Below are 21493 nucleotides of genomic sequence, written 5' to 3'. Positions count from 1 at the left end.
CCTTCTCTCTCTGTCGTACTGACGGGTGACTGTTCTTTTCTTTCTTCCGCGCGCCGGAAGTCTCATGCCGGTGCTCCGGCGGGTACGGCCGTGCGCGGCGCGGGCGCATCGGCGGTGGTCGGTGGTGCGAGCAGCGGCAGCGCGGTGCGCTCCGGGTCGCGGGCCATGGTGAGCGCGAGCAGCACGCCCGCGGACCCGGTCGCCAGATCGGTCGAGAGCCGCAGTAGTTGCTCGCCGGGGAAGGCCAGGTGGTCGCCGTGGGGCAGCGCGTGCCACACCAGCGCACCGGCCTGCCTGGCCAGCGCGGGCGCGTCCGCGACGATGCCGTTCGCGACCCGTGAGGCGAGGTAGGCGACGATCCCGGCGCGCCCGGCGAACAGGCCGGACTGCGCGTAGAACGGGGACCGGGCGGCGAGCCGGATCGCGGCGGACGCGTCCCGGAAGGCCTCGTCGTCCGGCCGGTGCACCAGGTAGCGGTCGAGCGCGATGCCGATGCCCACGCTGCCGTGCGCGAGGTACGGCATCGTCCGCCAGCCCTCGTCCACGTGCATGGTGCCGTCGTCGGTGCGCACGCAGGCGTGCAGGTCGCGGCGGAGTGCGCGGGCCGCGAGGTCGAGCAGCGCCGGGTCGCGCGTGGTCTCGTACCGCTGCAGGAAGAACATCGCCGGGCCGGTCCAGCCACGGGTCAGGCCCGCGTACGGGTTCGTCCGCCCGCTGGTCTCCGCCGGTGGCGGCGCCGCGTCCAGGCGGTCCGCGAGCAGCTGGAGCACCTCGTCCGCGCGGTCCCGCACGCCGAACCGGTCGAGGCTGAGGCCGACCCCGGCCAGGCCACTGACCAGGTCGTGGCTGAGTTCCCGCCACGGCTCGTCCAGGCAGATCCCCAGAAGATCGACGGCGGCGTCGGTACGCCCGAGCGTGTCCAGCGCGAACACGACGCCGTGCAGTCCGTCCCAGAGGCCGAGGCGGCTGCCGGACGGCGGCGGTGCGACCCGGTCGGCGAGCCACTGCTCGTGCTCCGGAAAGCGGCCGGCACCGCAGGCGTGCAGCGTCCAGAGGACTCCGGCCGCGCCGTACCCGAGGCTCAGCCCGCCGCTGCGGAACTGCTCGATGTCGCCCGGGAAGAGCCGGTCGTCGCGGGCGGGCGTGGCGGTGGCGAGAATGCCGGTGGCGATCCGGTCCCGGTCCAGCGTGAGCGGCGGGGCCGAGGGCGCGTCCTCGCCGCGGATGGTCCGCACCGCGTCGTCCAGATACGAGTCCGGGACGTCGGGGAACCGGGACCGGATGATCGCGGCGAAGTGCGCGGCCTTCTCCGGCGCCAGCCGCAGCACCGCGGTGAGCGGCAGGAACAACGCGAGTCGCAGGCAGGCCAGCGCGTACTCGTCGACCGCGAACCCGGTCCGGTCGCGTGGCGCGGCGAACGCCTGGTTGCGCAGCGCGGGCCGCGCGTCCTCGGCGATGTCGCGGGCCGCCTCGAAGTCGAGCAGCGTGATCCGGTCGTCCGGGCACACCATCACGTTGAACAGGTGCAGGTCGCCGTAGACGACGCCGCGCCGGTGGATCTCGCGGATCGCGCGGTCCACCTGCGTGTGCACGTCCAGCGCCCAGCTCGTGAACGTGCGCAGGTCGTCGTCGGTCGCGTCGGGCCGGGTGAGCGGGTAACGCCGGACGAGCGCCTTGTTGAGCGGCTCGCCCTCGATCAGGTCCAGGGCCAGGAAGTAGTGGTCGCCGAGGCGGAACTCGTCGTGCACCCGGGCCAGCTGCGGCACGTCCGCCAGCCGGCGGAGCATGTCGCGCTCCCGGCGCAGGCGGGTGACCGCGTCCGCGCCGGTGGCGTCCAGCCCGGCGTGCGGGCGCGCCTCCTTCAGCACGACGCTGTCGCCGGTGCGCGTGTCCCGGCCGGTGTAGAGCCCGCCGCCGTTCGAGAAGTGCAGGACCTTCTCGATCGCGTACGGCACGGAGGCGACCTTGGCGGCGCCGCGCGCCTCCAGGTGCGGGCGGAGGAAGGCGGGCAGCTCGACCCACTCCGGTACGGTGAAGACCGGTTCGCGGCGGTCCGGGACGAGTGCGCCGGCCGCGTTCGCGATCGCGGGTACGACCTTGCCGGACTCGTCCAGGCAGTAGCGGGCCGCGAAGCCGCCGTAGCGCACGTAGACCGGGCCCTCGCCGTAGCGCAGGTCGGAGAGGACGTAGGGCCCCTCCCGGCCGGCGAGCAGCGCGCTCAGGTCGGCGCAGACCGCTTCGAGCTCGGTGTCGTCGTGCGGGTAGATCGTGACGAACTTGCCGCTGCTGCCGCGCCCGGCGTACTTGCTGTTGCGCATCAGCAGCATCTGCGGGCCGCGCAGGAACTTGAACGCGATCCCGCGGGCCGTGCAGTAGTCCCAGACGAGTGCGAGCACCTCGGCCGCGTCCTCACGGCGTGCGGAGATGTGCACCTTCCACCCTTGAGCCGGCAGTGCGTCCTCGTCCGGACCCACGACCGTCCAGTCGTCCTGAGCGCCGCGCTTCCAGCCGGCCGGGAGGATGAGCTCCTCGCCGTACTCGGTGGTGCGGGCCTTGGTGTTGGTGAGGGCGTCGTAGAAGAGCGGGTCGACCGCGCAGTAGGTGTCGTATCGCTCGTCCATCTCTGCCCCCTCTCGGCCGTTCGGCTGTTGACTACGACCAGAGTGGCCTATCGACAGGGGGGTTCTGAAGTGCTGCGCGTCATGCGATCCGTGTCCGATGTGCACGGCAAGTCATGACAAAGCGCTGGTTTAAACGGTCCAGTTCTGGCTATGGCGCGCGCATACCCGACGGCCGGGCGCGGCGCCGCGATCATGCCCTCACCCGCCACCGTGGCCGCGCCGCGCCCGGCCTCGCGCCGGCAGCGCGATGACGACGACGGTTCCGCCACCTACCGCGATCCGGACGACGGCGGCTTCGCGCGGTGATGCGTTCTGTCGTACCCGTTGGATAGGTTCCTGGGCGTCCTCGTTACCTCCCTCCGACGGAAGGGCGTCCGATGCCGGCCGACACCACATACCTCGAGCTCTCCGAAGACTCCGGGAGCGCGCACAAGTTCTATGAGGTGACCGTGGACGGCACCGACGTCACCATCCGCTATGGACGGATCGGCGACCACGGCCAGGTGAAGAAGTCGTCGTTCACCACCACCGACAGGGCGAAGTCCGAGGCGGCCAAGAAGATCGGGGAGAAGGTCCGCAAGGGTTACGCTCCGGCCGTCGCCGGCGGCCGGCAGAAGCGCTCGGTCACCCGCCGCCAGATCGTCAGCACCCGCTCCACCGCCAAGGCCGCGCCGATCCTCTGGCGTTACTCGTCGGGCAGCGCCGCGTTCGGCATCTTCGTCGACGACGACGTGTGCATGGTCGGCAACGAGAGTGGCATGATCACCACGCTCGGCCACGACGCGACCGTGCAGCGCCAGTTCCGCCTGCCGGACGGCGTGAAGTGCATCGTCGCCGACGACGGCTGGATCTACGCGGGCTGCGACGACGGCAACGTCTACGACCTGTCCGGCAAGATCCCCCGCCTGGCCTACGCGATCGATCCCGGCATCGACATCTACTGGCTGGACATCCACGACGGCGTGCTCGGCGTCTCCGACGCGCGCGGCGGCATCTCCGCCATCGACCACGAGGACGAGTTCCTCTGGCAGCGCCCCGGCCGCGGCAGCTCCGCCTGGATGGTGCGCTGCGACGCCACCGCCGTCCACCACGGCCACTCCGCGGGCGTCACCAGCTACGACTGGCGCACCGGCGCGGAGCTGTGGCACACCGGCACCGGCGGCCCGGTCCTGTTCGGCTGGCAGGAGCCCGGCAAGCTCTACGCCGGCACCGCCCGCAGCCAGGTCGTCGAGCTCGGCAAGAACGGCGCGCACCACCGCACCTACCAGTGCGACGCCGCCGTCTTCTCCTGCGCCGCCTCCCCCGACGGCCGCTTCGTCTTCGCCGGCGACAGCGCCTCCTCGGTCTACTGCTTCACCGCCGACGGCACCCGCCTGTGGAAGCTCTCCACCGGCTGCGGCTCCGCCTACTCCATGCAGTACCACGACGAGCGCCTCTACATCGTCACCACCAACGGCACCCTGGCCTGCATCGACGCCAGCGAGACCGCGATCGGAGCCGCGATGGGCGGCACGGTCCCCCAGCCCGTCGACGTCAAGGCCCCACCGGCCATGCCGGCCGTCGCCCCCTCCACCACCGTCGAGATCGTCCGCAGCGTCGCCGACGCCCCCGGCGACGTCATCGTCGAGTGCATCGAGGACGCCGGCCGCCTCCGCATCCGCGTCGTGTCCTCCGGCTACCACCAGAACTGGCAGGTCCAGTTCCCCAAGGGCATCCGCGAGCCCGGCGCGCGCTACGTCGTCTCCGGCATCCGCGAGGCCGCCCGCGGCGGCTTCTACCGCGCCTACGGCGAAATCCGCCGCCTCCGCTGACCTTCCCCACCGCCGCAGGTTGCCGCGACCGGTCTCGCGGCAACCTGCGGCCCTTACCCATACCGCGCGGCACGGCCATCGGGCCACCGCCCGCACACGCTTCGCGGCCCGCTCCGGGCATGGTGGCCGTCGCCGCTCCGGGCATGGTGGCCGTCGCCGCTCCGGGCATGGTGGCCGTCGCCGCTCCGGGCATGGTGGCCGTCGCCGCTCCGGAAACGAGACGGCCGTCGCCCGCGCCGGAAGGCGTGGGCGACGGCCGTTCGTGGTGAGGAACTACGTCAGGCGTTCTTCTGGTCGGCCAGCGTCTGGGCCTGGACCGGCCAGTTGGGCACGCTGGTGGTGGCCCGGATCCCGGCTGCGGTCAGCGCGGCGCGGACGCCCGTCTCGCCGGCTGCGGCCAGTTCGGCGTAGGTGGTGATGCCCGCGGCCTGGAGTGCCTGCGCGGACTTCGGGCCGAGGCCGGCGATCTTCGTCAGGTTGTCGACCGACGCCGAAGCGGGCGCGGGCGGGATGACGACCGGCTCAGGGTCGGCGGCGACCACCGGCTCCGGGCCGGCGACCGGCGCGGTCTCCGGCTCCTCGGAGACAACCACGGGCGCGCTGTCCTGCGCGGGGGTAGCGACCGGCGTCGTCGCCGCTGCACCAGCCAGCGCCGGAGTCTCGGCGACGGCAGGTTCCGTGGTAGCGGGCGCGGCGACCGGCGCCGACGTGACCGGCTCAGCCGGCGTAACCGGCGCGACCGACGTCACCGGCTCAGCCGGCGCGGCCAGCGCGGCCGAAGTGACCGGCTCAGCCGACGCGGCCGACTCAGCCGGAGTGGCCGACTCAGCCGGAGTGGATACGGCGGCCGGAGTGGATACGGCGGCCGGAGTGGCCTGCGTCGCCTTGGTGGCCGGGGTGGCCTTGGCGGCGGGTGTCGCCTTCACGGCCGGGGAGGCCTTCTTGGCGGCGGGCGTGCGCTTGGCAGCGGTCTTTCGCGCGGGCGTGGCCTTGGTAGGGGCCGCGATCGGTGCGGTGTCCGCCGTGGCCGACTCCTCAGTGGTGGCCGGAGCGACGATCGCGGTGCTCTCCACGTCGGACGGCACGACCGTGTTGTTCACGGGCTTGGCCGGTTCCGCGCGAGTCACGGCAGCGGAGTCCGCGCCGCCGGAGCCGGAAGCGGTGTCCGCGGCGCCGGAGCCGGAAGCGGTGTCCGCGCCGCCGGAGCCGGAAGCGGTGTCCGCGCCGCCGGAGCCGGAAGCGGTGTCCGCGCCGCCGGAGCCGACGGTGTCCGCGGCGCCCGCAACCGGCGTCGTGGCGGAGTCAGCACCGGCGTCCGTCACGGACCCGGAAGCCGAAGCCGCCGAAACCGCGGGCTCGGAAGCCGAAGCCGCAGGTCCGGAAGCCGAAGCGACGGACCCGGTCGCCGGAGGCGCGGCCGTGGTCTCACCGGTGGAGGGCGCGTCCGCCTCGGTCTTCGGGTCGGCGGCGATGCCCGCCTCGGGCAGCGGCGGCGTCGCGGTCTCGCCAGACGACGAAGAAGACGAGGAAACCGCCGGCGTCGAGGCCTTCTCGCTCGTGGCCGCTGCGGCAGAGGTGGTCTCCGGCTCGTCCGCGATGATCGGCGAGCCGGCCGCGGGCTCCGCAACCGGCGTGGCCGCGGCCGACTCGCCCGTGGCCTCGACCTCGGCCGTGGAATCGTCGCCGGTCGCCGACTTCGCGGCTGCGGCACCGGCCGTCGTCGCGCCGGAGGCCGGCACCCGCACGGCAGCGTCCCCGTCGGCAGCACCGGAAGCGTCGCCGGAGGCCGGCGCCGGCGTGGTGGCGTTGTCCTCCACGGCACCGGACGTGCTCGAAACAGCGGGCGCCGACGTGGCGTCGGACGTGGTGGTGCCGGTTATGGTCGCGGCCGAAGCCGACGAATCCGAAGTGTCCGAAGAATCCGTCTTGCTGGGCTTGGCGGCCGGGGACACAGCGCCGGAGCCCGAAGGCTTGCGGAGCAGGCCCACCAGCCACCAGGCAATGAGAACGCCCACGATTGCCAGGGCGAGATAGATGAGATTCCGCATGAAAAGCCTCCCGATATACGGAGGCGGCATTGTAGCAACGTTGACGTCGGCCCCCGATACCCAGAGGGTGCCGTATCCCACGCGACTTGACCAGGCACGGGACCGGAAACGGGATGGAAACACGACGTTATAGCGTGACCGGATGCCATCCAGGGTCCTCGGTGCCGACGCGTACAGGGGCGGCTGGGTCGGCGTCCTCCTCGCCGAAGACGAGGGCCACGATCACCCGCTGGTGCTCGCCGCGCCCGGCATCGCCGATCTGGTCGCGCAGGCCGGCCCGCGGCTGGACGTGATCGGCGTCGACATTCCGATCGGCCTGCCGGACACCACGCGCCGCCGCGCCGACACCGAGGCCCGGCGGCAGCTCGGGCCGCGCGCGTCGTCCGTGTTCTTCACGCCGGTGCGCGCCGCGCTGACCTGCACCGACTACGCCGCCGCGAACGCGGAGAACCGGCGGCGCGCCGGTGAGGGGATGTCCGCTCAGGCGTACCGGCTGGGTCCGAGGATCCTCGATGTCGACGCGTGGCTGCGCGGCGGCCCGCGCCCGCGGACGGTCGAGGTCCACCCCGAGCTCTCCTTCGCCCGGATGGCGGGAGCACCGCTGCCGGACAGCAAGAAGACCTGGTCCGGCACGGTGCACCGGGAGGAGCTGCTGCGCGGGCACGGCATCCGGCTGCCCCGCGACATCGGCCCGGCCGGCCGGGTGGTGCCGGTCGACGACGTGCTGGACGCAGCCGCTGCGGCGTGGACCGCGCGCCGTGCCGCGGCCGGCGAGGCCGACCGCGTACCCGCGGATCCTGAGGTTTTCAGCGACGGCCTGCCGGCCGCGATCTGGGCGTGAAGGACTGATGGCGGAACGCCGCGACCGGTGTGTTCAGGCCGCTGGACATCCGGGCGAGCTCGCTGGTGGTCGCCCGCGCGCCCTGCGGGTGCGGGCGGGTGGATTCGGCGAACTCAGCCGATGCGGACCACCCGCGCCCACGGCGGCGTCGCCACCCACTTCTCGGACCGCCGGGGGAACAGGCCGATCACCGTGCGCGCGGCCGGGCGCGCGGACGGCCACGGCGTCTGACCGTCGGTGAGCATCACGATCACGTCCGGGCGCCGTTTCAGCGCGGCCGCGAAGCCCTCCCGCATGTCCGTGCCGCCGCCACCGGCCAGCGGGATGTCCGCGGCCTGGCACAGCCGCCCGACCGTGGCCACGGCCGCGTCGCAGGACATCACGGTGACCAGGTCGCGGCGCCCGCCGAGCGCGCGCCCGATCGCGGTCACCTCCAGCAGCGCGCTGCCCAGCTCACCGTCCGAGACCGAGCCGGACGTGTCGACGACGACGCAGACGGACGGCGGGCGGCGGCGCAGCGCGGGCAGCACCACGCCGGGCACGCTGGAGGAGCGCCGGCCCGGCCGCTGGTACGTGTAGTCGTCCCCTGCCCCGGCCGCGCTCGCCGCGGACCGGACCGCGTTGCCGAGCAGTTCCCGCCACGGCTGCGGCGGATGGAACACGCGCTCGGCCCAGCGCTGCCATCCGGACGGCGCGTCACCGGGCGCGCCCGCGATGCCGCGCGCCACCCGGAACCGGATCGCGTCCCGCTCCTCCTTCGTCAGGCCGCGTGCGCCGCCGGGGCCGAGTTCCCAGGCGCGCGCGTGGCCGTCCGCGCCGCTGCCGCAGTCGAGCCACGCGAACGGCTGGGTGCGCCCGCCCAGCCGGAACCGGCGCAGGTAGTACTCCATCACCTCGCCGGGCTCCAGGCCGAGCGTCTGCGGGCGTACCGCGTCCGCCGGCATCGGCAGCACCGCGTCGTACACGTCGTCGTTGATCTCCGCGTCCGCCGCGATGTTCATCCGCAGCCGTTCACCGGGCCCGTCCACGCCGTGCTCGGTGGCGTAGGCGTCGCCGCGCCCGGGGTGGTCGCGCAGCAGGTGCGACACCTCGTGGACCCAGACACCCGCGAGGTCGGCCACCGTGCGCCGGTCCACGAACGCCGGCGAGACGTAGCAGCGCCAGTGCCGGTCCACCGCCATCGTCGGCGTCGACGGCGACTCCACCACGTGCAGCGCGAACAGCGCGGCGGCCAGGTACGGGCGGGTCTGCGCGGCGTGCAGCCGCGCCGCGTACAGCTTCTCGAGGTCCATCAGGCCGCCACCGCGCGCCGGGACAGCGCGACCGTGCCGGCCAGCCGGTCGATCAGCGCGGGCACGTCCCACTCCTCGCGGCGCAGCGCGGCCAGCGTGGTCGCGGGCACCACCACCAGGTCCGGCGGGCCGGTCTCGACCGCGCGGGCGAGCAGCGTCCAGGCCGCGTCCCAGCGTTCCCGTTCCGGCCGGTCGCGCACCGCGGCGATCACGCCGTCCAGCACGGCCTGGCGCAGGTCGCCGCGCTCCGGCAGCGGCGCGTTGTCCGGGTCCGCGAGCAGCGTCTCCGGGTCGGGCAGGTCGAGCCGGTCCAGGCTGGCCAGCAGTTCCAGGCCGGGGCCGTCGCCGACCGTGCCGCGCACCAGCATCGACAGCACCTCACGGGACGTGCCGGCCGCGGTCGCGAACGCCACCAGCCGCAGCGCCATGTCCCAGCTGCGCGGCGACGGCCACGCGCCGCCGCGGGCCTGTTCCGCGCCGGGCATGCGGTGCACCAGCCCGGGCCGCGCGGTGAGGAACGTCTGCACCGCCCGCCGCGCGTAGGTCACCGCCTCCGGCAGCCGCGCGCGGTCCAGCCGGGGCAGCACCGCGCGCGGCCAGACGCCGCCGAGCCCGCGCACCACCACGCCGGTGTCGTGTGTCCACTGCAGATGGACGAACCGGTTCGCCAGCGGCGGGCTCAGCTCCCACCCGTCCGCCGCGGAGCCGCGTGGGTTCGCCGCGGCCACGATCCGCACGCCCGGTGGCAGCGTCAGCGCGCCCACCCGCCGCTCCAGCACCAGCCGTAGCAGCGCGGCCTGGACCGCGGGCGGCGCGGTGGACAGCTCGTCCAGGAACAGCAGGCCCTTCCCGGCCGCGCACAGCCGCACCGCCCAGTCCGGCGGCGCCATCGGCACGCCGTTCACCGCCGGATCGTCGCCCACCACCGGCAACCCGGCGAAGTCGGACGGCTCGTGCACACTCGCGATCACCGTGGTCAGCGGCAGGTCGAGGTCCGCCGCCAGCTGCGTCAGCCCCGCGGTCTTCCCGATCCCCGGCTCACCCCACAGCAGCACCGGCAGGTCGGCCGCGACCGCCAGCGCCAGCGCGTCCAGCTGCGCGTCCCGCCGCTCCTCCGTCGCCGTGTCCCCGAGCAGCGCCAGCAGATCCGCCGCCGTGTCGAGCTGGTTCCCATTCCGCATAAGCACCATCACCCTCATCTCTCTGAAGATCGAATTCCTTCGCCGGTACGGTGCGGGAGCGCCCGTTCCGAGGCGCTTCCACGATTCGGGCGCACCACTGCCGCCCGCGGCCCTGCTCCTCGGCGCTTCCCGCCGTGCCCTTCCCGACGCCGGTCAGCGGTGTCTTCGCCGGGGGCGGCGGCGGAGGCGGGCGGTGTCGTCGGCGAAGCGCCAGTCGTAGCGGGGGCGCTCCTGGTGGGCCGGGTCGCCGAGGCCGGGACAGCCGAGGCCGGTGCGATACAGGCCGTAGAGCGCGCGTTGCTCCACGGCCGCCGCCAGCTCGTCCCGCAGCGGCCCGCCGGGCAGCACCGCGCCCGGCCCGAGCAGGTCCTCGACGTCGCGCAGCGCGCCCTCGGTGTCGCCGTGGTCGAGCCGGGCCCGCACGTCGTCCAGGTCCGCCGGGTGCCGGTGCGCCTCGTCGATGACGCGCAGGCAGGGCAGCGGCGTGCCGGTCAGCGCGGCCAGCGTCTCCTCGCGGCGGATCTCGGCGGCGTCGTGGTCGAGCGGCCGCAGCACGCCGTCCACCAGCCCGATCCGGTGGTCGGCGCCGCGGCAGCGCACCACGCGTACCCGCGCGGGGTCTGCCTGCGCCCCGGAGACCAGCGCACCGGGGGCCGGCGCACCGGGGACCCAGCCGGGGACGAGCGCGGCCGCGACCAGCGGATGCAGCTGCTCCGGCGTGATCAGGCCGGTACGCAGCAGCACGAGATCGGGCGGCTCCCAGACCGCCGCGTCCGGGAGCACCGGCAGACCACGGCCGTGCCCCGCGACCAGCCGCGGCGGCGCGCCGGCCGCGAGGTGCAGGACGAGGTGCTCCCCCGCCCGGATCGCGACCGCACCCTCCGCGAGCCCGCCGGCCCGCAGCAGGATCTCCGCCTCGGCCACCCACCGCTCCACCGCACATCCCCGCGCCCGCAGCCGCTCCGGCAAATCCAAGTCGGACACCTCGATCCCACCCGCGGTAACGGCCACGGCGGCCGGAGCCTCCGGCCCGGCCGGCAGAGGCAGCCCAGCCGGCACAGCCAGCGCGGCCGGCACAGCCAGCGCGGCCGGCACAGCCAGCGCGGCCGGCACAGCCAGCGCGGCCGGCACAGCCAGCGCGGCCGGCACAGCCAGCGCGGCCGGCACAGCCAGCGCGGCCGGCACAGGCAGCGCGGCCGAAACGGGGAGTTCGGCCGGGACGGCCCGCGTCACGGGAGCGACCGGGGTCGCACGCGTGGCGGACGCCGGTGGGTCGCCGAGGCCGGCGCGGAGGCGCAGCTCCGGGGCGTGGCGGGTGTCCCAGAGGTGGCGGTGCAGGTCGAGGCGGAAGCGGGGGTCCGGGCGCGGGTGCGGGTGGCGGCCGGCGTGCCCGCCGGGCCAGACCGCGAGACTGATCCGCTGGCCCGCCGCGGCCCAGGCCGGTGCGGTGCGGGCGACCAGCCACAGTGGAGTCGCGCCGGAGTAGCGGGCGAGGCCGATGGTCAGCGCGGGCCGGAGCAGCCCGTCCGGGGCGACCCGGGGCAGGTGCCAGCGCAGCAGGTCCGGGGCGAGGTGCCGCAGGTCGGCGCGGATCTCGGCGGCCAGGTCCGCGCCGTGGGCACGGCCGAGCTCGCGGAGATCGACGTCGACGTCGGCGCGGGCCGCCGCGCAGGCGCCCGCCCAGTCCCCGGCGCGACGGCGCGCACCGGCGGACGTGATCATCGAGGGCGGCACCGCGTAGGCGCGGACGTGCCGCCAGAGGTCCGTATTCACGGCCCGGGAGCGCATCAGCACTCACCTTCGGTGAAGCGGGCCCCCGATCTGCGAAGAGTAGAGGTCTTCATCGCCGCGAACGCTATCAGCCGCCGCAACCCCTTTCCCGTCCCGACGCGGCCGGCCGCGTGCGGTCCATCCCGCATCAACCGGATTGAAACATCGATGGGACATCATGGGCGGGCCTGCTCGCGAAGGAGATCCGCCGTGGTGACCAGCACCGTCGCACCGACTCCCGGGCGCACCCGGCTTCGTGGGTTCATCCGGCTCGCCCGGCTGCGGTTCCTGCTCTACAACGTGCTGCCGGTCGGGCTCGCGGTCGCGGTGACGGTGCACCAGGGGCACCCGTTCCACCCCGGGTGGTACGTGCTGGCTCAGCTGTTCGCCTGGACCGTGCACCTGATGACGCACTACTGCAACGAGTACTTCGATCTGGAGGCCGACCGCGCCAACGAGTCGTTCACGCCGTGGACCGGGGGCAGCCGCGCGCTGGTCGACGGCTCGGTCGCGCCGATCGTGTCGCTCGGCACGAGCTTCCTGCTGGCCGGCCTGGCCGCACTGATGGTGGCGGTGATGCCGACCTGGGAGGCGCGCCTGCTCGCCACCGCGGCCGTGATCCTGGCCTGGTTCTACACCGCGCCGCCGCTGGCGTTCAACTACCGGGCGACCGGCGAGCTCACGGTCGCCGCGATCCTCAACGGACTGTGGCCCGCGGTCGCGGCCGCGCTGCAGACCGGCGGTGACGTACCCCCGCTGCTGCTCCTGGTTCTCGCTCCGACCGCGCTGTTGCAGGTCGTCCGGATGATGGTGATGAATCTGGGTGACCGCCGCTCCGACGAGGCGGTCGGCAAGCGCACGCTGGTGGTCGTGCTGGGTTACCGCACGGCGGTGCGGGTGATCGTCACGGCGCAGCCGGTCGCGTACGCGATGCTGACGGTCTTCGCCCTGGTGGGCTGGATTCCGTGGCTGGTGTGGCTGCCGATGGCGGCGACCGGCGTGCTGTCCGGGTGGCTGGTCGTGCAGCTGCGGGCGAGCGCGATGCGCGACCTGGACGCGGTCCGGATGACGCCGGTCGTGTTCTGGGCGTCCAACCACGTCTCGCTGATCGTCGCGGCCGCGATGCTGGGCGTGCTGCTCGACGCCGCGTCCCGCGGGGCCGACCCGACCGCCGTCGCGGTCCTCTCCGCGGTGCTCCTCGCCTACGCCGCGCTGTTCGCGCACCGGCTCTGGCAGTCCCGCCGCCTCGCCTGACGCGCTCCGTCACACCCGTCCGGGTACCTCGCTGACTTTAGTACCTTGACTGTCACAGTACTGGGCCATACATTAGTGACATGAGCACGAGCAAGGTCACCTCGGATCTGCTGCGTGGCAACACGGACACGATGATCCTGAAGCTGCTGACCGAGTCGGATCGGTACGGCTACGAGATCGTCAAGGTCATCGCGGAGCGCTCGCAGGGTGAGTACGAGTTGAAGGAAGCCACGATGTATTCGAGCGTCCGGCGGCTCGAGGCGGACGGCGACATCTCGTGGTACTGGGGGGACGAGTCGCAGGGCGGCCGCCGCAAGTACTTCCGGATCACGGACAAGGGGCGCGAGACCTACGCCCGCAACAGAGCCAATTGGGAGTACGCGAAGCGCGTGCTCGACACGTTGATGTGAGGGCGACGACAGCGATGACCGACAAGATCGACGAGTACGTGAACGGCGTCTTCGCGCCGTACGAGGGCGCGAAGAGCGTCGACGAACTGAAGCATGACCTCCTCGCCGACCTGCACGAACGCTTCCGGGAGCTGCGCGCCGAGGGCAGGGACGAGGCGACCGCGCTCACGCTGACCATCGACAGCATCGGCGACATCGAGCAGACCGTCCGCGAGGTGTCCAACCTGTCCCGGGTGCTCGAACGGCAGACCGTGACCCGCTTCGACGGCACCGACTCGGCCGGCGGCGACTTCGCCGGCGTCACCACGCGCAACGGACGGTTCGACGGCAGCGCGCTGCGCGGCGCCGACTTCGCCGGTGCCGACCTGACCGGCAGCACGTTCCGCGGCAGCGACGTGGCGGAGGCCAACTTCGACGGCGCGAACCTGACCGACGTCACCATGACCGCGAGCGAGTTCGCCCGCTCCACGTTCCGCCGCGCGATCCTGGTGCGCACGGACTTCAGCACCTCCGGCCTCAACGACATCGTCATCGCCGACGCCGCGCTGACCGACGTCAAGTTCCGGTCGACCGACGTGCGACGTGTGGTCTTCGAGCGCTGCACGTTCACCGGCGTCGACTTCACCTACTCCGACCTGCGGAAGATGAACTTCGACGGTGCGGCGTTGCACAGCCTGAAGTTCGACCGGGCCGGGCTGGAGGGCGCGTCGTTCCGCGGCGCGATCCTGCGGGACGTCTCCTTCCGCGCCTGGTCCCGTAAGTACCGCAACGCGCTGCGCACGGTCGACTTCACCGGCGCACGGATGGACAAACTCACCTACGCCGGACTCAAGGGCTACGGCTTCGAGCCCGCCGGCGTGATCGTCGACCAGGGGTGACCATGATCCGGATAGCCGGACTGCACAAGTCCTACGGGAAACTCGACGTGCTCACGGGCGTCGACCTGGCGGTGGCGCGCGGCAGCGTCTACGCGCTCCTCGGCTCCAACGGGGCCGGCAAGACCACGATCGTGCGGATCCTCGCCACGCTGCTCAGGCCGGACGCCGGCACCGCCACCGTCAACGGCTTCGACGTGGTGTCCGAGCCGGCCCGGGTGCGCGAGTCGATCAGCCTGACCGGCCAGTTCGCCGCGGTCGACGAGATCCTCACCGGCCGGGAGAACCTGGTGATGATCGCCAAGCTGCGGCGGGTGGCCGAGCCGCGGAAGGTCGCCGACGACCTGCTCGCCCGGTTCAGCCTCACCGACGCGGGCGGGCGCCCGGTCGGGACCTACTCGGGCGGCATGCGGCGCCGGCTCGACATCGCGATGAGCCTGATCGGCGACCCGCCGGTGCTCTTCCTGGACGAGCCGACCACCGGCCTCGACCCGGAGGCCCGCATCGAGGTGTGGGAGGAGATCCAGAAACTGGCCGGCGGCGGCACCACGATCTTCCTCACCACGCAGTACCTGGAGGAGGCGGAGCGGCTCGCCGACCGGATCGCGATCCTGCACCGGGGCACCGTCATCGTCGAGGGCACGCTCGGTGAGCTGCGGGCACTGCTGCCGCCGGCCACCACCGAGCTGGTCGAGCGGCAGCCCAGCCTCGAGGAGATCTTCCTGTCCGTCGTCGGCGCGAAGGAGCGGTCATGACCACGCACGTGCTCGGCGACACCTCGGTGATGATCGGCCGCTCGATGCGGCACGTCACCCGCAGCATGGACACGATCATCACGGTCACGATCATGCCGATCGCGTTCCTGCTGCTCTTCCGCTACGTCTTCGGCGGCGCGATCCAGGCCGGCACGGACAACTACGTCAACTATCTGATGCCCGGCATCCTGCTCATCGCGATCGCCAGCGGCATCTCCTACACCGGGTTCCGGCTCTTCACCGACATGCGGAGCGGCATCTTCGAGCGGTTCCACTCGATGCCGATCGCGCGCTCCTCCGCGCTGTGGGGGCACGTGCTGACCTCGCTGGTCTCCAACGCCATCTCGGTGGCCGTGATCGTGCTCGCCGGGCTGGTGATCGGCTTCCGGTCCTCGGCCGGAGTGCTCGCCTGGCTGGCCGTCGCGGGCATCCTGGCGCTGTTCACGCTGGCGCTGACCTGGGTCGCGGTGATCGCGGGCCTCGCCGCGTCCACGGTGGACGGCGCGACCGCGTTCTCGTACCCGATCATCTTCCTGCCGTTCGTCAGCTCCGCGTTCGTCCCGACGGACACGATGCCCGGCCCGGTGCGCGCGTTCGCCGAGCACCAGCCGGTCACCGCGATCGTCGACACGATCCGGGCGCTGCTGGCCCGGCAGCCGGTCAGCGACGACATCTGGACCGCGCTCGGCTGGTGCACCGCCGTCCTGCTCGTCGCCTACCTGGCCGCGACCGCGGTCTACCGCCGGAAGATCTGACCCCTCGTGATCGGGGCGTCGCCCATGTCGTGAGAACGACATGGGCGACGCCCGATCACGGAGACTTACTGAGCTTTCAGAGTCGAGGTTCGAGCGGTGCTGGCCGTCCGGGCGCTGCGCGCCCGAAATTTCACGTTATAGGGGTTCGTTGCCGCGGAGCGCCGCTCATCCTGACGCCGAAGGCTCAGTACCGACCTTTCGAAGTCGAGGTTCGAGCGGCGCCGGCCATCCGGGCGCTGCGCGCCCGAAATTTTGCGATATAGAGGTCCGCGCTGCGGAGCGCCGCCCACTCTGACGCCGAAGGCTCAGTATGGCCGAGGCCGGGAGTTGATCACGTGTCGCAAATCGTTGTCATCCAGCGCTTTCAACAACGATTTGCGACACGTGGCCGCTTTCAAGAGCCACTGACGCCGTCTTTATGGCGATATTCGGGCCGAGCCTCGATGGCGAAGGGAAGTTCCGTTGCCGATTACCGGCGTGGTTGCGGTGGCGATCCGCGCGGCGGACATGACAAAGAGGCTTATTCAGCGCCGCCCTCATCTGGCCTCCCGGCCTGCGGCGACGCGGTGCCGGTTCGCTGCGCTGAATCAGCCTCGGAGGTCCGCGCTGCGGAGCGCCATTCACGCCGATGCCGAGGGCTCAGTGATCTCGGCGCGGTTCACGGTCCAGGCGCGGGCCTGGTCGCTGAGGGTCACGCCGAGCCCGGGGCGGCCGGGCAGGTGGATGCGGCCGTCCGCGATGGTCAGGCGCTCGTCGAAGAGCGGGTGCAGCCAGTCGAAGTGCTCGACCCAGGGCTCGTGCGGGTACGCCGCCGCCAGGTGCACGTGAATCTCCATGGCGAAGTGCGGCGCGAGCGTCAGGTGGTGCTGCTCGGCGAGCGCGGCCAGGCGCAGGAACTGGGTGATGCCGCCGATCCGGGGCGCGTCCGGCTGAATCACGTCGACCGCGCCGTGCCGGATCAGCTCCGCGTGCTCGCCGACGCTGGTCAGCATCTCGCCGGACGCGATCGCGGTGTCCAGCGAGCGGGCCAGAGCGGCGTGGCCCTCCGCGTCGTACGCGTCCAGCGGCTCCTCGATCCAGACCAGCCCGAACTCCTCCAGCGCGCGGCCCATGCGCTGCGCGGCCGGCCGGTCCCACTGCTGGTTCGCGTCGACCATCAGCGGCACGCCGTCGCCGAGCCGGGAGCGCACCTCCCGTACCCGCGCGAGGTCGGTCTTCTGGTCTGGATGTCCGACTTTGATCTTGATGCCGCCGACGCCGAGTGCCAGGTTGCGCGTGGCGTTGTCGACCACCTCGTCGACGGAGGCGTGCAGGAACCCGCCCGAGGTGTCGTAGCAGCGCACCGAGTCGCGGTAGGCGCCGAACAGTTTCGCCAGCGGCAGGCCGGCCCGCTTCGCCTTCAGGTCCCAGAGCGCCACGTCGATCGCGGCGATCGCCTGCGTGGACGCGCCGCTGCGGCCGACCGACGCGCCCGCCCAGCACAGTTTCGTCCAGAGCCGGCCGATGTCGTTCGGGTCCTCGCCGATCAGGTTCGGCGCGATCTCCACCGCGTGCGCGAACTGCGCGGGGCCGCCGGCCCGCTTGGCGTAGCCGAAGCCGACGCCGGCGTGCCCGTCCGCCGTGGTGATCTCCGCGAACAGCATCATCACCTCGGTCATCGGGCGCTGCCGCCCGGTGAGCACCTTGGCGTCGCTGATCGCGGCTCGCAGCGGCAGCCGGACGGAGGAGAGGGTCACGCCGGTGATGCGGTCCATCACCGCACCTTTCGGATCAGGCCGGACAGGAGCTCCCGCTCGTCCGCGGTCAGGTCGGTCAGCGGCGGCCGGACCCGGCCACCGTCCCGGCCCACCTCGGTCAGGCCGGCCTTGATGATCGAGACGGCGTAGCCCTTGCTGCGGTCGCGGATGTCCAGGTACGGGATGACGAACGCGTTGAGCATCGCGTAGACGGCCGTCCGGTCCTGCGCGCGCACGGCCGCGAAGAAGCGCAGCGCGAACTCGGGCAGGAAGTTGTAGAGCGCGGACGAGTACGTACTCACGCCGAGTTGCAGCAGCGGCAGCGCGAACGTCTCCGCGGTCGGCAGCCCGCCGATGTAGATCAGCCGGTCCCCCACCCGGGCGTACGTCCTGGTCATCCGCTCGATGTCGCCGACGCCGTCCTTCAGCCCGATCAGCGTGGGGTTCCGCTCGGCGATCCGGGCCACGGTCCCGTCCTCGAAGATCGCGTTCGCCCGGCTGTAGACGATCACGCCGAGATCCGTGGCGGCACACACCGCGTCCACGTGCGCGGCCAGCCCGTCCTGGGTGGCCTCGGTCAGGTAGGGCGGCATCAGCAACAGCCCGGCCGCGCCCTCCTCCGCCGCGGCCCGCGCCTGCGCGACCGCTTGCGCGGTGCCGCCGGTGGCCGGTGCGACCACCGGAACCCGCGCGCCCACCTCGCTCACCGCGGCCCGGACCACCGCGCGCAGCTCCGCGGAGGTGAGCGAGAAGCCCTCGCCGGTGCCGCCGGCCGCGAATAGCCCGGCCACGCCGAACCCGGACTGCCAGGCCAGATGCTCCCGATAGCGGGCCTCGTCGAAGGCCAGCCGGTCGTCGAAGTGGGTGACCGGGAAGGACAGCAGACCGGTCGTCAGCCGGGCCGCAAGCTCGGTGGGCCGCATGCAGCCCACCGTAGGAAGCGGTGAGCGAACCTGTCTAAGAGCGTTTTCGCATCACTCGATGCCGGCAAGGTATCGATCAATGCCATAAGAGATTTGGACATGCATGGATGCGCGGACATACGTTCAGATGGAAGTGACCCACCTCACAGGAGGTCGTCATGAAACGCATGTTCACGGTCGCTCTCGCACTCACACTCGCCGGTTGCGGCGGAAACCTTGGCAACGAATCCTCCGGCGGCGACTTCCCGAGCAGGGCGATCACGCTGCTGGTCGGGCAGGACGCCGGCGGCAGCACCGACCTGATCGCCCGCGCGCTCGCCGGCCAGCTCAAGGACGAGCTGGGCCAGCCGGTCACGGTCCAGAACCGGCCCGGCGCGAACGGCGCGGTCGCGGCGAAGGAGGTGGCGGCCGCGAAGCCGGACGGGTACACGCTGTTCATCTTCCCGGGCACGCTCGCCTACATCACGCCGCTCGCGGTCTCGCCCGCGGAGGCGGTCGACGTCAACGGGTACGACATCGTCACCGGCATCTCGCAGGACGACTTCGTGCTGGTCGCGAACCCGGGCACCGGTTTCAGGACCGTGCAGGACATCGTGGGCGCGAAACGGCCGATCACGTACGGCACCACCGGCGTCGGCACCGGCAGCCAGCTCACCCAGGCGCTGCTGTTCGCGCAGACCACCGGCGTGCGGGCGACCGCGGTGCCGTTCGACGGCGGCGCGCCCACGCTGACCGCGGTGCTCGGCGGGCAGGTCGACGTGGCGTCGATCCAGCTCGGCGAGGCACAGGAGCAGATCAAGGCGGGCACGGTGACGCCGATCGTGACGTTCGCGCGGACCCGCCCGTCGTACCTGCCGGACACGCCGACCGCGGTCGAGGCCGGCTACAACGTGCCGGTGCAGCAGTCGCGCGCGATCGCGGTGCCGAAGGGCACGCCGGTGGAGATCGTCGAGCGGTTGCGCGGCGCGTTCGGCACCGCGTTCGCGGCCCAGGCCTATCGGGAGTTCAACGCGTCCCGCCTGCTCACGCCGAACGAGGTGGACGGGCCGACGCTGCTCGGCCAGTGGACCGGATCGCTGCGGACCTATCGCGACCTCGTCGCCCAATACGAGATCAACCTCAGCGGTACGCCGTGAGAGCGACGAATCTGGCCGTGGCCGGGTTCGTCACCGCGCTGGGCGCGGTCGCGCTGGCCGGCGCGATCGCGCTCGGCACCGGCCGTCCCGCGCAGCCAGGCCCCGGTGCCTGGCCGGCCGTGCTCGGCGGCGCGCTGGTGCTGCTCGGCATCGCGCTCGGCCTGCGCGCCCGCGCCACCGACGACGCGGAACGCTTCACCCGCGCCGCGCTGCCGGTACTCGCGGCGCTGGCGAGCATGGCCGCGTTCGTCGCGGTGGTCGGCGTGATCGGCTTCGAGATCCCGGCGCTGCTGCTCACGTTCGCCTGGCTGCGCTTCCTCGGCGACGAGTCGTGGCTGCTCTCCGCACTGGTCAGCGTCGGCCTAGTGGCCACGCTCTACCTGCTCTTCGTGGCCGCGCTGGACGTGACCATCCCCCACATGTTCTGAAGGGGTCCCGATGAGTGACGTGCTCGGCGGGTTCGCGGTCGTCCTCGAACCGATGAACCTGCTCTACTGCCTGGTCGGCGTGCTCATCGGCATGCTGGTCGGCGTGCTGCCCGGGCTCGGGCCGGCCGCCACGATCGCGATGCTGCTGCCGCTCACGTTCGGCCTGGAACCGGTCACCGCGATCATCATGCTGGCCGGCATCTTCTACGGCGCGCAGTACGGCGGCACGATCACGTCCGTGCTGCTGAAGCTGCCCGGCGAGGCGTCCTCCGTGGTCACCGTGTTCGACGGGCACGCGCTCGCCAGACAGGGGAGGGCCGGGACCGCGCTGGGCATCGCCGCGATCGGGTCGTTCGTCGGCGGCACCGCGTCGATCGTGGCGCTGTCGGTGGTCGCGCCGTTCGTGGCCGCGTTCGCGCTGGACTTCGGCCCGCCGGAGTACACGATGCTGGCGCTGCTCGGCATCCTGCTGGTCGCCACGATCTCCCCGGGCGGGCGGCTGAAGGCGCTGGTCGCGGCCGCGGTCGGGCTGCTGCTGGCGACGGTCGGCCGGGACGGGTTCACCGGCGCGGAACGGTTCACGTTCGAGAGCCTGGCGCTGGCGGACGGCATCGACTTCGTACCCGTGGCCATGGGGTTGTTCGGTCTCGGCGAGATCCTGCACAGCCTGGAGGAGCGGCAGCGCACGCTCGGCAGGCCGGCGCACGTGGCGAACGTGTGGCCGAGCCGGGCCGACCTGCGGCAGGCCAGCGGTGCGATCGGGCGCGGGTCGGTGCTCGGCTTCGCGCTCGGCGTGCTGCCCGGCGGCGGGGCCGTGCTGTCCTCGCTGGCCGCGTACGCGCTGGAGAAACGCCGGTCGCGGACGCCGGAGCGGTTCGGCAACGGCGCGATCGAGGGCGTGGCCGCGCCGGAGACCGCGAACAACGCGGCCGCCACGTCGTCGTTCATCCCGCTGCTGTCGCTCGGCATCCCGGCGAACGCGACCATGGCCGTGATCTTCGGGGCGCTGCTGATCCAGGGCGTGGCCCCGGGGCCGCAGTTGGTCACGCAGGAACCGGAGCTGTTCTGGGGCGTGGTCAACAGCATGTACGTCGGTAACGTACTGCTGCTGATCATGAGTATTCCGCTGGTCGGGCTGTTCGTGCGGATCCTGCGCGTGCGCCCGGCCGTGCTCGCGCCGATCACCGTGCTGATCACGCTGATCGGCGCGTACACGGTGAACAACAGCGTCTTCGACATCGGCCTGGTCATCGCGTTCGGCGCGCTCGGCTACCTGATGCGCAAGCTCGGCTTCGACCCGGGCCCGCTGGTGCTCGCGTTCGTGCTCGGCTCGCTGCTGGAGAGCTCACTGCGCCGCTCGCTGCTCCTCTTCGGCGGCGACCCCACCGGCTTCCTGACCCGCCCGATCTCCGCGGTGCTGCTCGCCGCGCTGATCGCGGTGGCACTGCTGCCGCTGCTGCAACGACTGCGGCGCGGCCGGACGGCGACGGCGGACGATCCGAACGGGCCCGGCGAACGGGACAGGGCCGGCGAACGGGACGGGACGCGTACCGAGCATTGATCCGGGCATTCTCCGGCCATCGTGGACGGTCCCGCGACGGGAAGCCGTCTCGTGCCCCTGCGGGTCTTCGCGATCGCCCGGGAGATCGGCAGCGCG

19 protein-coding genes are annotated in these 21493 nt (G+C 72.6%); 12 read left to right on the top strand and 7 right to left on the bottom strand.

Annotated elements, in window-relative coordinates; translation table 11 throughout:
• Positions 1-62: 62 nt before the first annotated feature.
• The gene (gene lanKC / locus J2S43_RS04550) at positions 63-2621 is read right to left on the bottom strand and encodes a class III lanthionine synthetase LanKC (RefSeq protein ID WP_306827295.1); all 2559 of its coding nucleotides are present in this window, start codon (positions 2619-2621) and stop codon (positions 63-65) included.
• A 150-nt stretch (positions 2622-2771) separates the two neighbouring features.
• On the opposite strand from lanKC, the gene J2S43_RS04545 reads away from it, so the two are divergent.
• Positions 2772-2927, top strand: a complete 156-nt coding sequence (locus J2S43_RS04545) for a hypothetical protein (protein WP_306827294.1) — start codon at positions 2772-2774, stop codon at positions 2925-2927.
• Between the two features lie 71 nt (positions 2928-2998).
• A complete protein-coding gene (locus J2S43_RS04540; RefSeq protein ID WP_306827293.1) occupies positions 2999-4432 on the top strand; it encodes a WGR domain-containing protein in 1434 nt (477 codons plus the stop codon).
• Positions 4433-4710: 278 nt separating this feature from the next.
• Here J2S43_RS04540 and J2S43_RS04535 read toward each other — a convergent pair whose 3' ends face one another.
• A complete protein-coding gene (locus J2S43_RS04535) occupies positions 4711-5754 on the bottom strand; it encodes a helix-hairpin-helix domain-containing protein (protein ID WP_306827292.1) in 1044 nt (347 codons plus the stop codon).
• Here J2S43_RS04535 and J2S43_RS04530 point away from each other — a divergent pair.
• Together J2S43_RS04530 and J2S43_RS04525 are read left to right on the top strand one after the other, a co-directional pair.
• Positions 5726-6466, top strand: a complete 741-nt coding sequence (locus J2S43_RS04530) for a hypothetical protein (RefSeq protein WP_306827291.1) — start codon at positions 5726-5728, stop codon at positions 6464-6466. The two genes, J2S43_RS04535 and J2S43_RS04530, sit on opposite strands and share 29 nt — an antisense overlap.
• Before the next feature lie 156 nt (positions 6467-6622).
• Positions 6623-7321 carry a DUF429 domain-containing protein gene (locus J2S43_RS04525; protein ID WP_306827290.1) on the top strand — a complete coding sequence of 233 codons (699 nt, stop codon included), beginning with the start codon at positions 6623-6625 and terminating at the stop codon, positions 7319-7321.
• 113 nt (positions 7322-7434) lie between these two features.
• Here the strand turns inward: J2S43_RS04525 and J2S43_RS04520 are convergent, their stop codons facing one another.
• The 3 genes from J2S43_RS04520 to J2S43_RS04510 form a co-directional block, all read right to left on the bottom strand.
• On the bottom strand, positions 7435-8613 hold the full coding sequence (locus tag J2S43_RS04520; protein ID WP_306827289.1) for a vWA domain-containing protein: 1179 nt from the start codon (positions 8611-8613) through the stop codon (positions 7435-7437).
• Positions 8613-9794, bottom strand: coding sequence for an AAA family ATPase (locus tag J2S43_RS04515; protein ID WP_306827288.1), 1182 nt, complete (start codon positions 9792-9794; stop codon positions 8613-8615). The genes J2S43_RS04520 and J2S43_RS04515 overlap by 1 nt, the downstream gene beginning before the upstream one ends.
• A 153-nt stretch (positions 9795-9947) precedes the next feature.
• Positions 9948-11582, bottom strand: a complete 1635-nt coding sequence (locus J2S43_RS04510) for a hypothetical protein (protein ID WP_306827287.1) — start codon at positions 11580-11582, stop codon at positions 9948-9950.
• 192 nt (positions 11583-11774) lie between these two features.
• Between J2S43_RS04510 and J2S43_RS04505 the strand changes: the two genes are divergently transcribed.
• The 5 genes from J2S43_RS04505 (at position 11775) to J2S43_RS04485 (ending at position 15613) form a co-directional block, all read left to right on the top strand.
• A complete protein-coding gene (locus J2S43_RS04505; RefSeq protein WP_306827286.1) occupies positions 11775-12818 on the top strand; it encodes a prenyltransferase in 1044 nt (347 codons plus the stop codon).
• An 80-nt stretch (positions 12819-12898) separates the two neighbouring features.
• Positions 12899-13228 carry a PadR family transcriptional regulator gene (locus J2S43_RS04500; RefSeq protein WP_306827285.1) on the top strand — a complete coding sequence of 110 codons (330 nt, stop codon included), beginning with the start codon at positions 12899-12901 and terminating at the stop codon, positions 13226-13228.
• A 14-nt stretch (positions 13229-13242) separates the two neighbouring features.
• Positions 13243-14106 carry a pentapeptide repeat-containing protein gene (locus J2S43_RS04495; RefSeq protein ID WP_306827284.1) on the top strand — a complete coding sequence of 288 codons (864 nt, stop codon included), beginning with the start codon at positions 13243-13245 and terminating at the stop codon, positions 14104-14106.
• 2 nt (positions 14107-14108) lie between these two features.
• Positions 14109-14858: an ABC transporter ATP-binding protein gene (locus tag J2S43_RS04490; protein ID WP_306827283.1), complete on the top strand. Its 750-nt coding sequence runs from the start codon at positions 14109-14111 to the stop codon at positions 14856-14858.
• The gene (locus tag J2S43_RS04485; RefSeq protein WP_306827282.1) at positions 14855-15613 is read left to right on the top strand and encodes an ABC transporter permease; all 759 of its coding nucleotides are present in this window, start codon (positions 14855-14857) and stop codon (positions 15611-15613) included. Before J2S43_RS04490 ends, J2S43_RS04485 begins: the two co-directional genes overlap by 4 nt.
• 620 nt (positions 15614-16233) lie before the next feature.
• Here J2S43_RS04485 and J2S43_RS04480 read toward each other — a convergent pair.
• Positions 16234-17367, bottom strand: a complete 1134-nt coding sequence (locus J2S43_RS04480; protein ID WP_306827281.1) for an L-talarate/galactarate dehydratase — start codon at positions 17365-17367, stop codon at positions 16234-16236.
• Positions 17367-18272: a 5-dehydro-4-deoxyglucarate dehydratase gene (kdgD, locus tag J2S43_RS04475; protein ID WP_306827280.1), complete on the bottom strand. Its 906-nt coding sequence runs from the start codon at positions 18270-18272 to the stop codon at positions 17367-17369. The genes J2S43_RS04480 and kdgD overlap by 1 nt, the downstream gene beginning before the upstream one ends.
• A gap of 158 nt (positions 18273-18430) precedes the next feature.
• On the opposite strand from kdgD, the gene J2S43_RS04470 reads away from it, so the two are divergent.
• Genes J2S43_RS04470 through J2S43_RS04460 form a run of 3 tightly spaced genes read left to right on the top strand, consistent with a single transcriptional unit; the run spans position 18431 to position 21397 of the window.
• Positions 18431-19408 (top strand): tripartite tricarboxylate transporter substrate binding protein, encoded by a 978-nt coding sequence (locus J2S43_RS04470; protein ID WP_306827279.1) that lies wholly within the window; start codon positions 18431-18433, stop codon positions 19406-19408.
• A complete protein-coding gene (locus J2S43_RS04465; protein ID WP_306827278.1) occupies positions 19405-19836 on the top strand; it encodes a tripartite tricarboxylate transporter TctB family protein in 432 nt (143 codons plus the stop codon). Before J2S43_RS04470 ends, J2S43_RS04465 begins: the two co-directional genes overlap by 4 nt.
• Positions 19837-19846: 10 nt before the next feature.
• A complete protein-coding gene (locus J2S43_RS04460) occupies positions 19847-21397 on the top strand; it encodes a tripartite tricarboxylate transporter permease (protein ID WP_306827277.1) in 1551 nt (516 codons plus the stop codon).
• The last annotated feature ends 96 nt before the right edge of the window (positions 21398-21493 follow it).

Source organism: Catenuloplanes nepalensis (genome assembly GCF_030811575.1).
In the GTDB taxonomy this organism is placed as follows: Bacteria; Actinomycetota; Actinomycetes; order Mycobacteriales; family Micromonosporaceae; genus Catenuloplanes; species Catenuloplanes nepalensis.
The sequence above is the reverse complement of the archived record's forward strand: the minus strand, read 5'-3'. Positions and strand labels throughout refer to the sequence as shown.

Bases quoted from the DNA above. Each gene is read 5' to 3' on its own strand.
- lanKC (WP_306827295.1), bottom strand. From the start codon at position 2,621: ATGGACGAGCGATACGACACCTACTGCGCGGTCGACCCGCTCTTCTAC.
- J2S43_RS04545 (WP_306827294.1), top strand. From the start codon at position 2,772: ATGGCGCGCGCATACCCGACGGCCGGGCGCGGCGCCGCGATCATGCCC.
- J2S43_RS04540 (WP_306827293.1), top strand. From the start codon at position 2,999: ATGCCGGCCGACACCACATACCTCGAGCTCTCCGAAGACTCCGGGAGC.
- J2S43_RS04525 (WP_306827290.1), top strand. From the start codon at position 6,623: ATGCCATCCAGGGTCCTCGGTGCCGACGCGTACAGGGGCGGCTGGGTC.
- J2S43_RS04520 (WP_306827289.1), bottom strand. From the start codon at position 8,613: ATGGACCTCGAGAAGCTGTACGCGGCGCGGCTGCACGCCGCGCAGACC.
- J2S43_RS04515 (WP_306827288.1), bottom strand. From the start codon at position 9,794: ATGCGGAATGGGAACCAGCTCGACACGGCGGCGGATCTGCTGGCGCTG.
- J2S43_RS04510 (WP_306827287.1), bottom strand. From the start codon at position 11,582: ATGCGCTCCCGGGCCGTGAATACGGACCTCTGGCGGCACGTCCGCGCC.
- J2S43_RS04500 (WP_306827285.1), top strand. From the start codon at position 12,899: ATGAGCACGAGCAAGGTCACCTCGGATCTGCTGCGTGGCAACACGGAC.
- J2S43_RS04495 (WP_306827284.1), top strand. From the start codon at position 13,243: ATGACCGACAAGATCGACGAGTACGTGAACGGCGTCTTCGCGCCGTAC.
- J2S43_RS04490 (WP_306827283.1), top strand. From the start codon at position 14,109: ATGATCCGGATAGCCGGACTGCACAAGTCCTACGGGAAACTCGACGTG.
- J2S43_RS04485 (WP_306827282.1), top strand. From the start codon at position 14,855: ATGACCACGCACGTGCTCGGCGACACCTCGGTGATGATCGGCCGCTCG.
- J2S43_RS04480 (WP_306827281.1), bottom strand. From the start codon at position 17,367: ATGGACCGCATCACCGGCGTGACCCTCTCCTCCGTCCGGCTGCCGCTG.
- kdgD (WP_306827280.1), bottom strand. From the start codon at position 18,272: ATGCGGCCCACCGAGCTTGCGGCCCGGCTGACGACCGGTCTGCTGTCC.
- J2S43_RS04470 (WP_306827279.1), top strand. From the start codon at position 18,431: ATGAAACGCATGTTCACGGTCGCTCTCGCACTCACACTCGCCGGTTGC.
- J2S43_RS04460 (WP_306827277.1), top strand. From the start codon at position 19,847: ATGAGTGACGTGCTCGGCGGGTTCGCGGTCGTCCTCGAACCGATGAAC.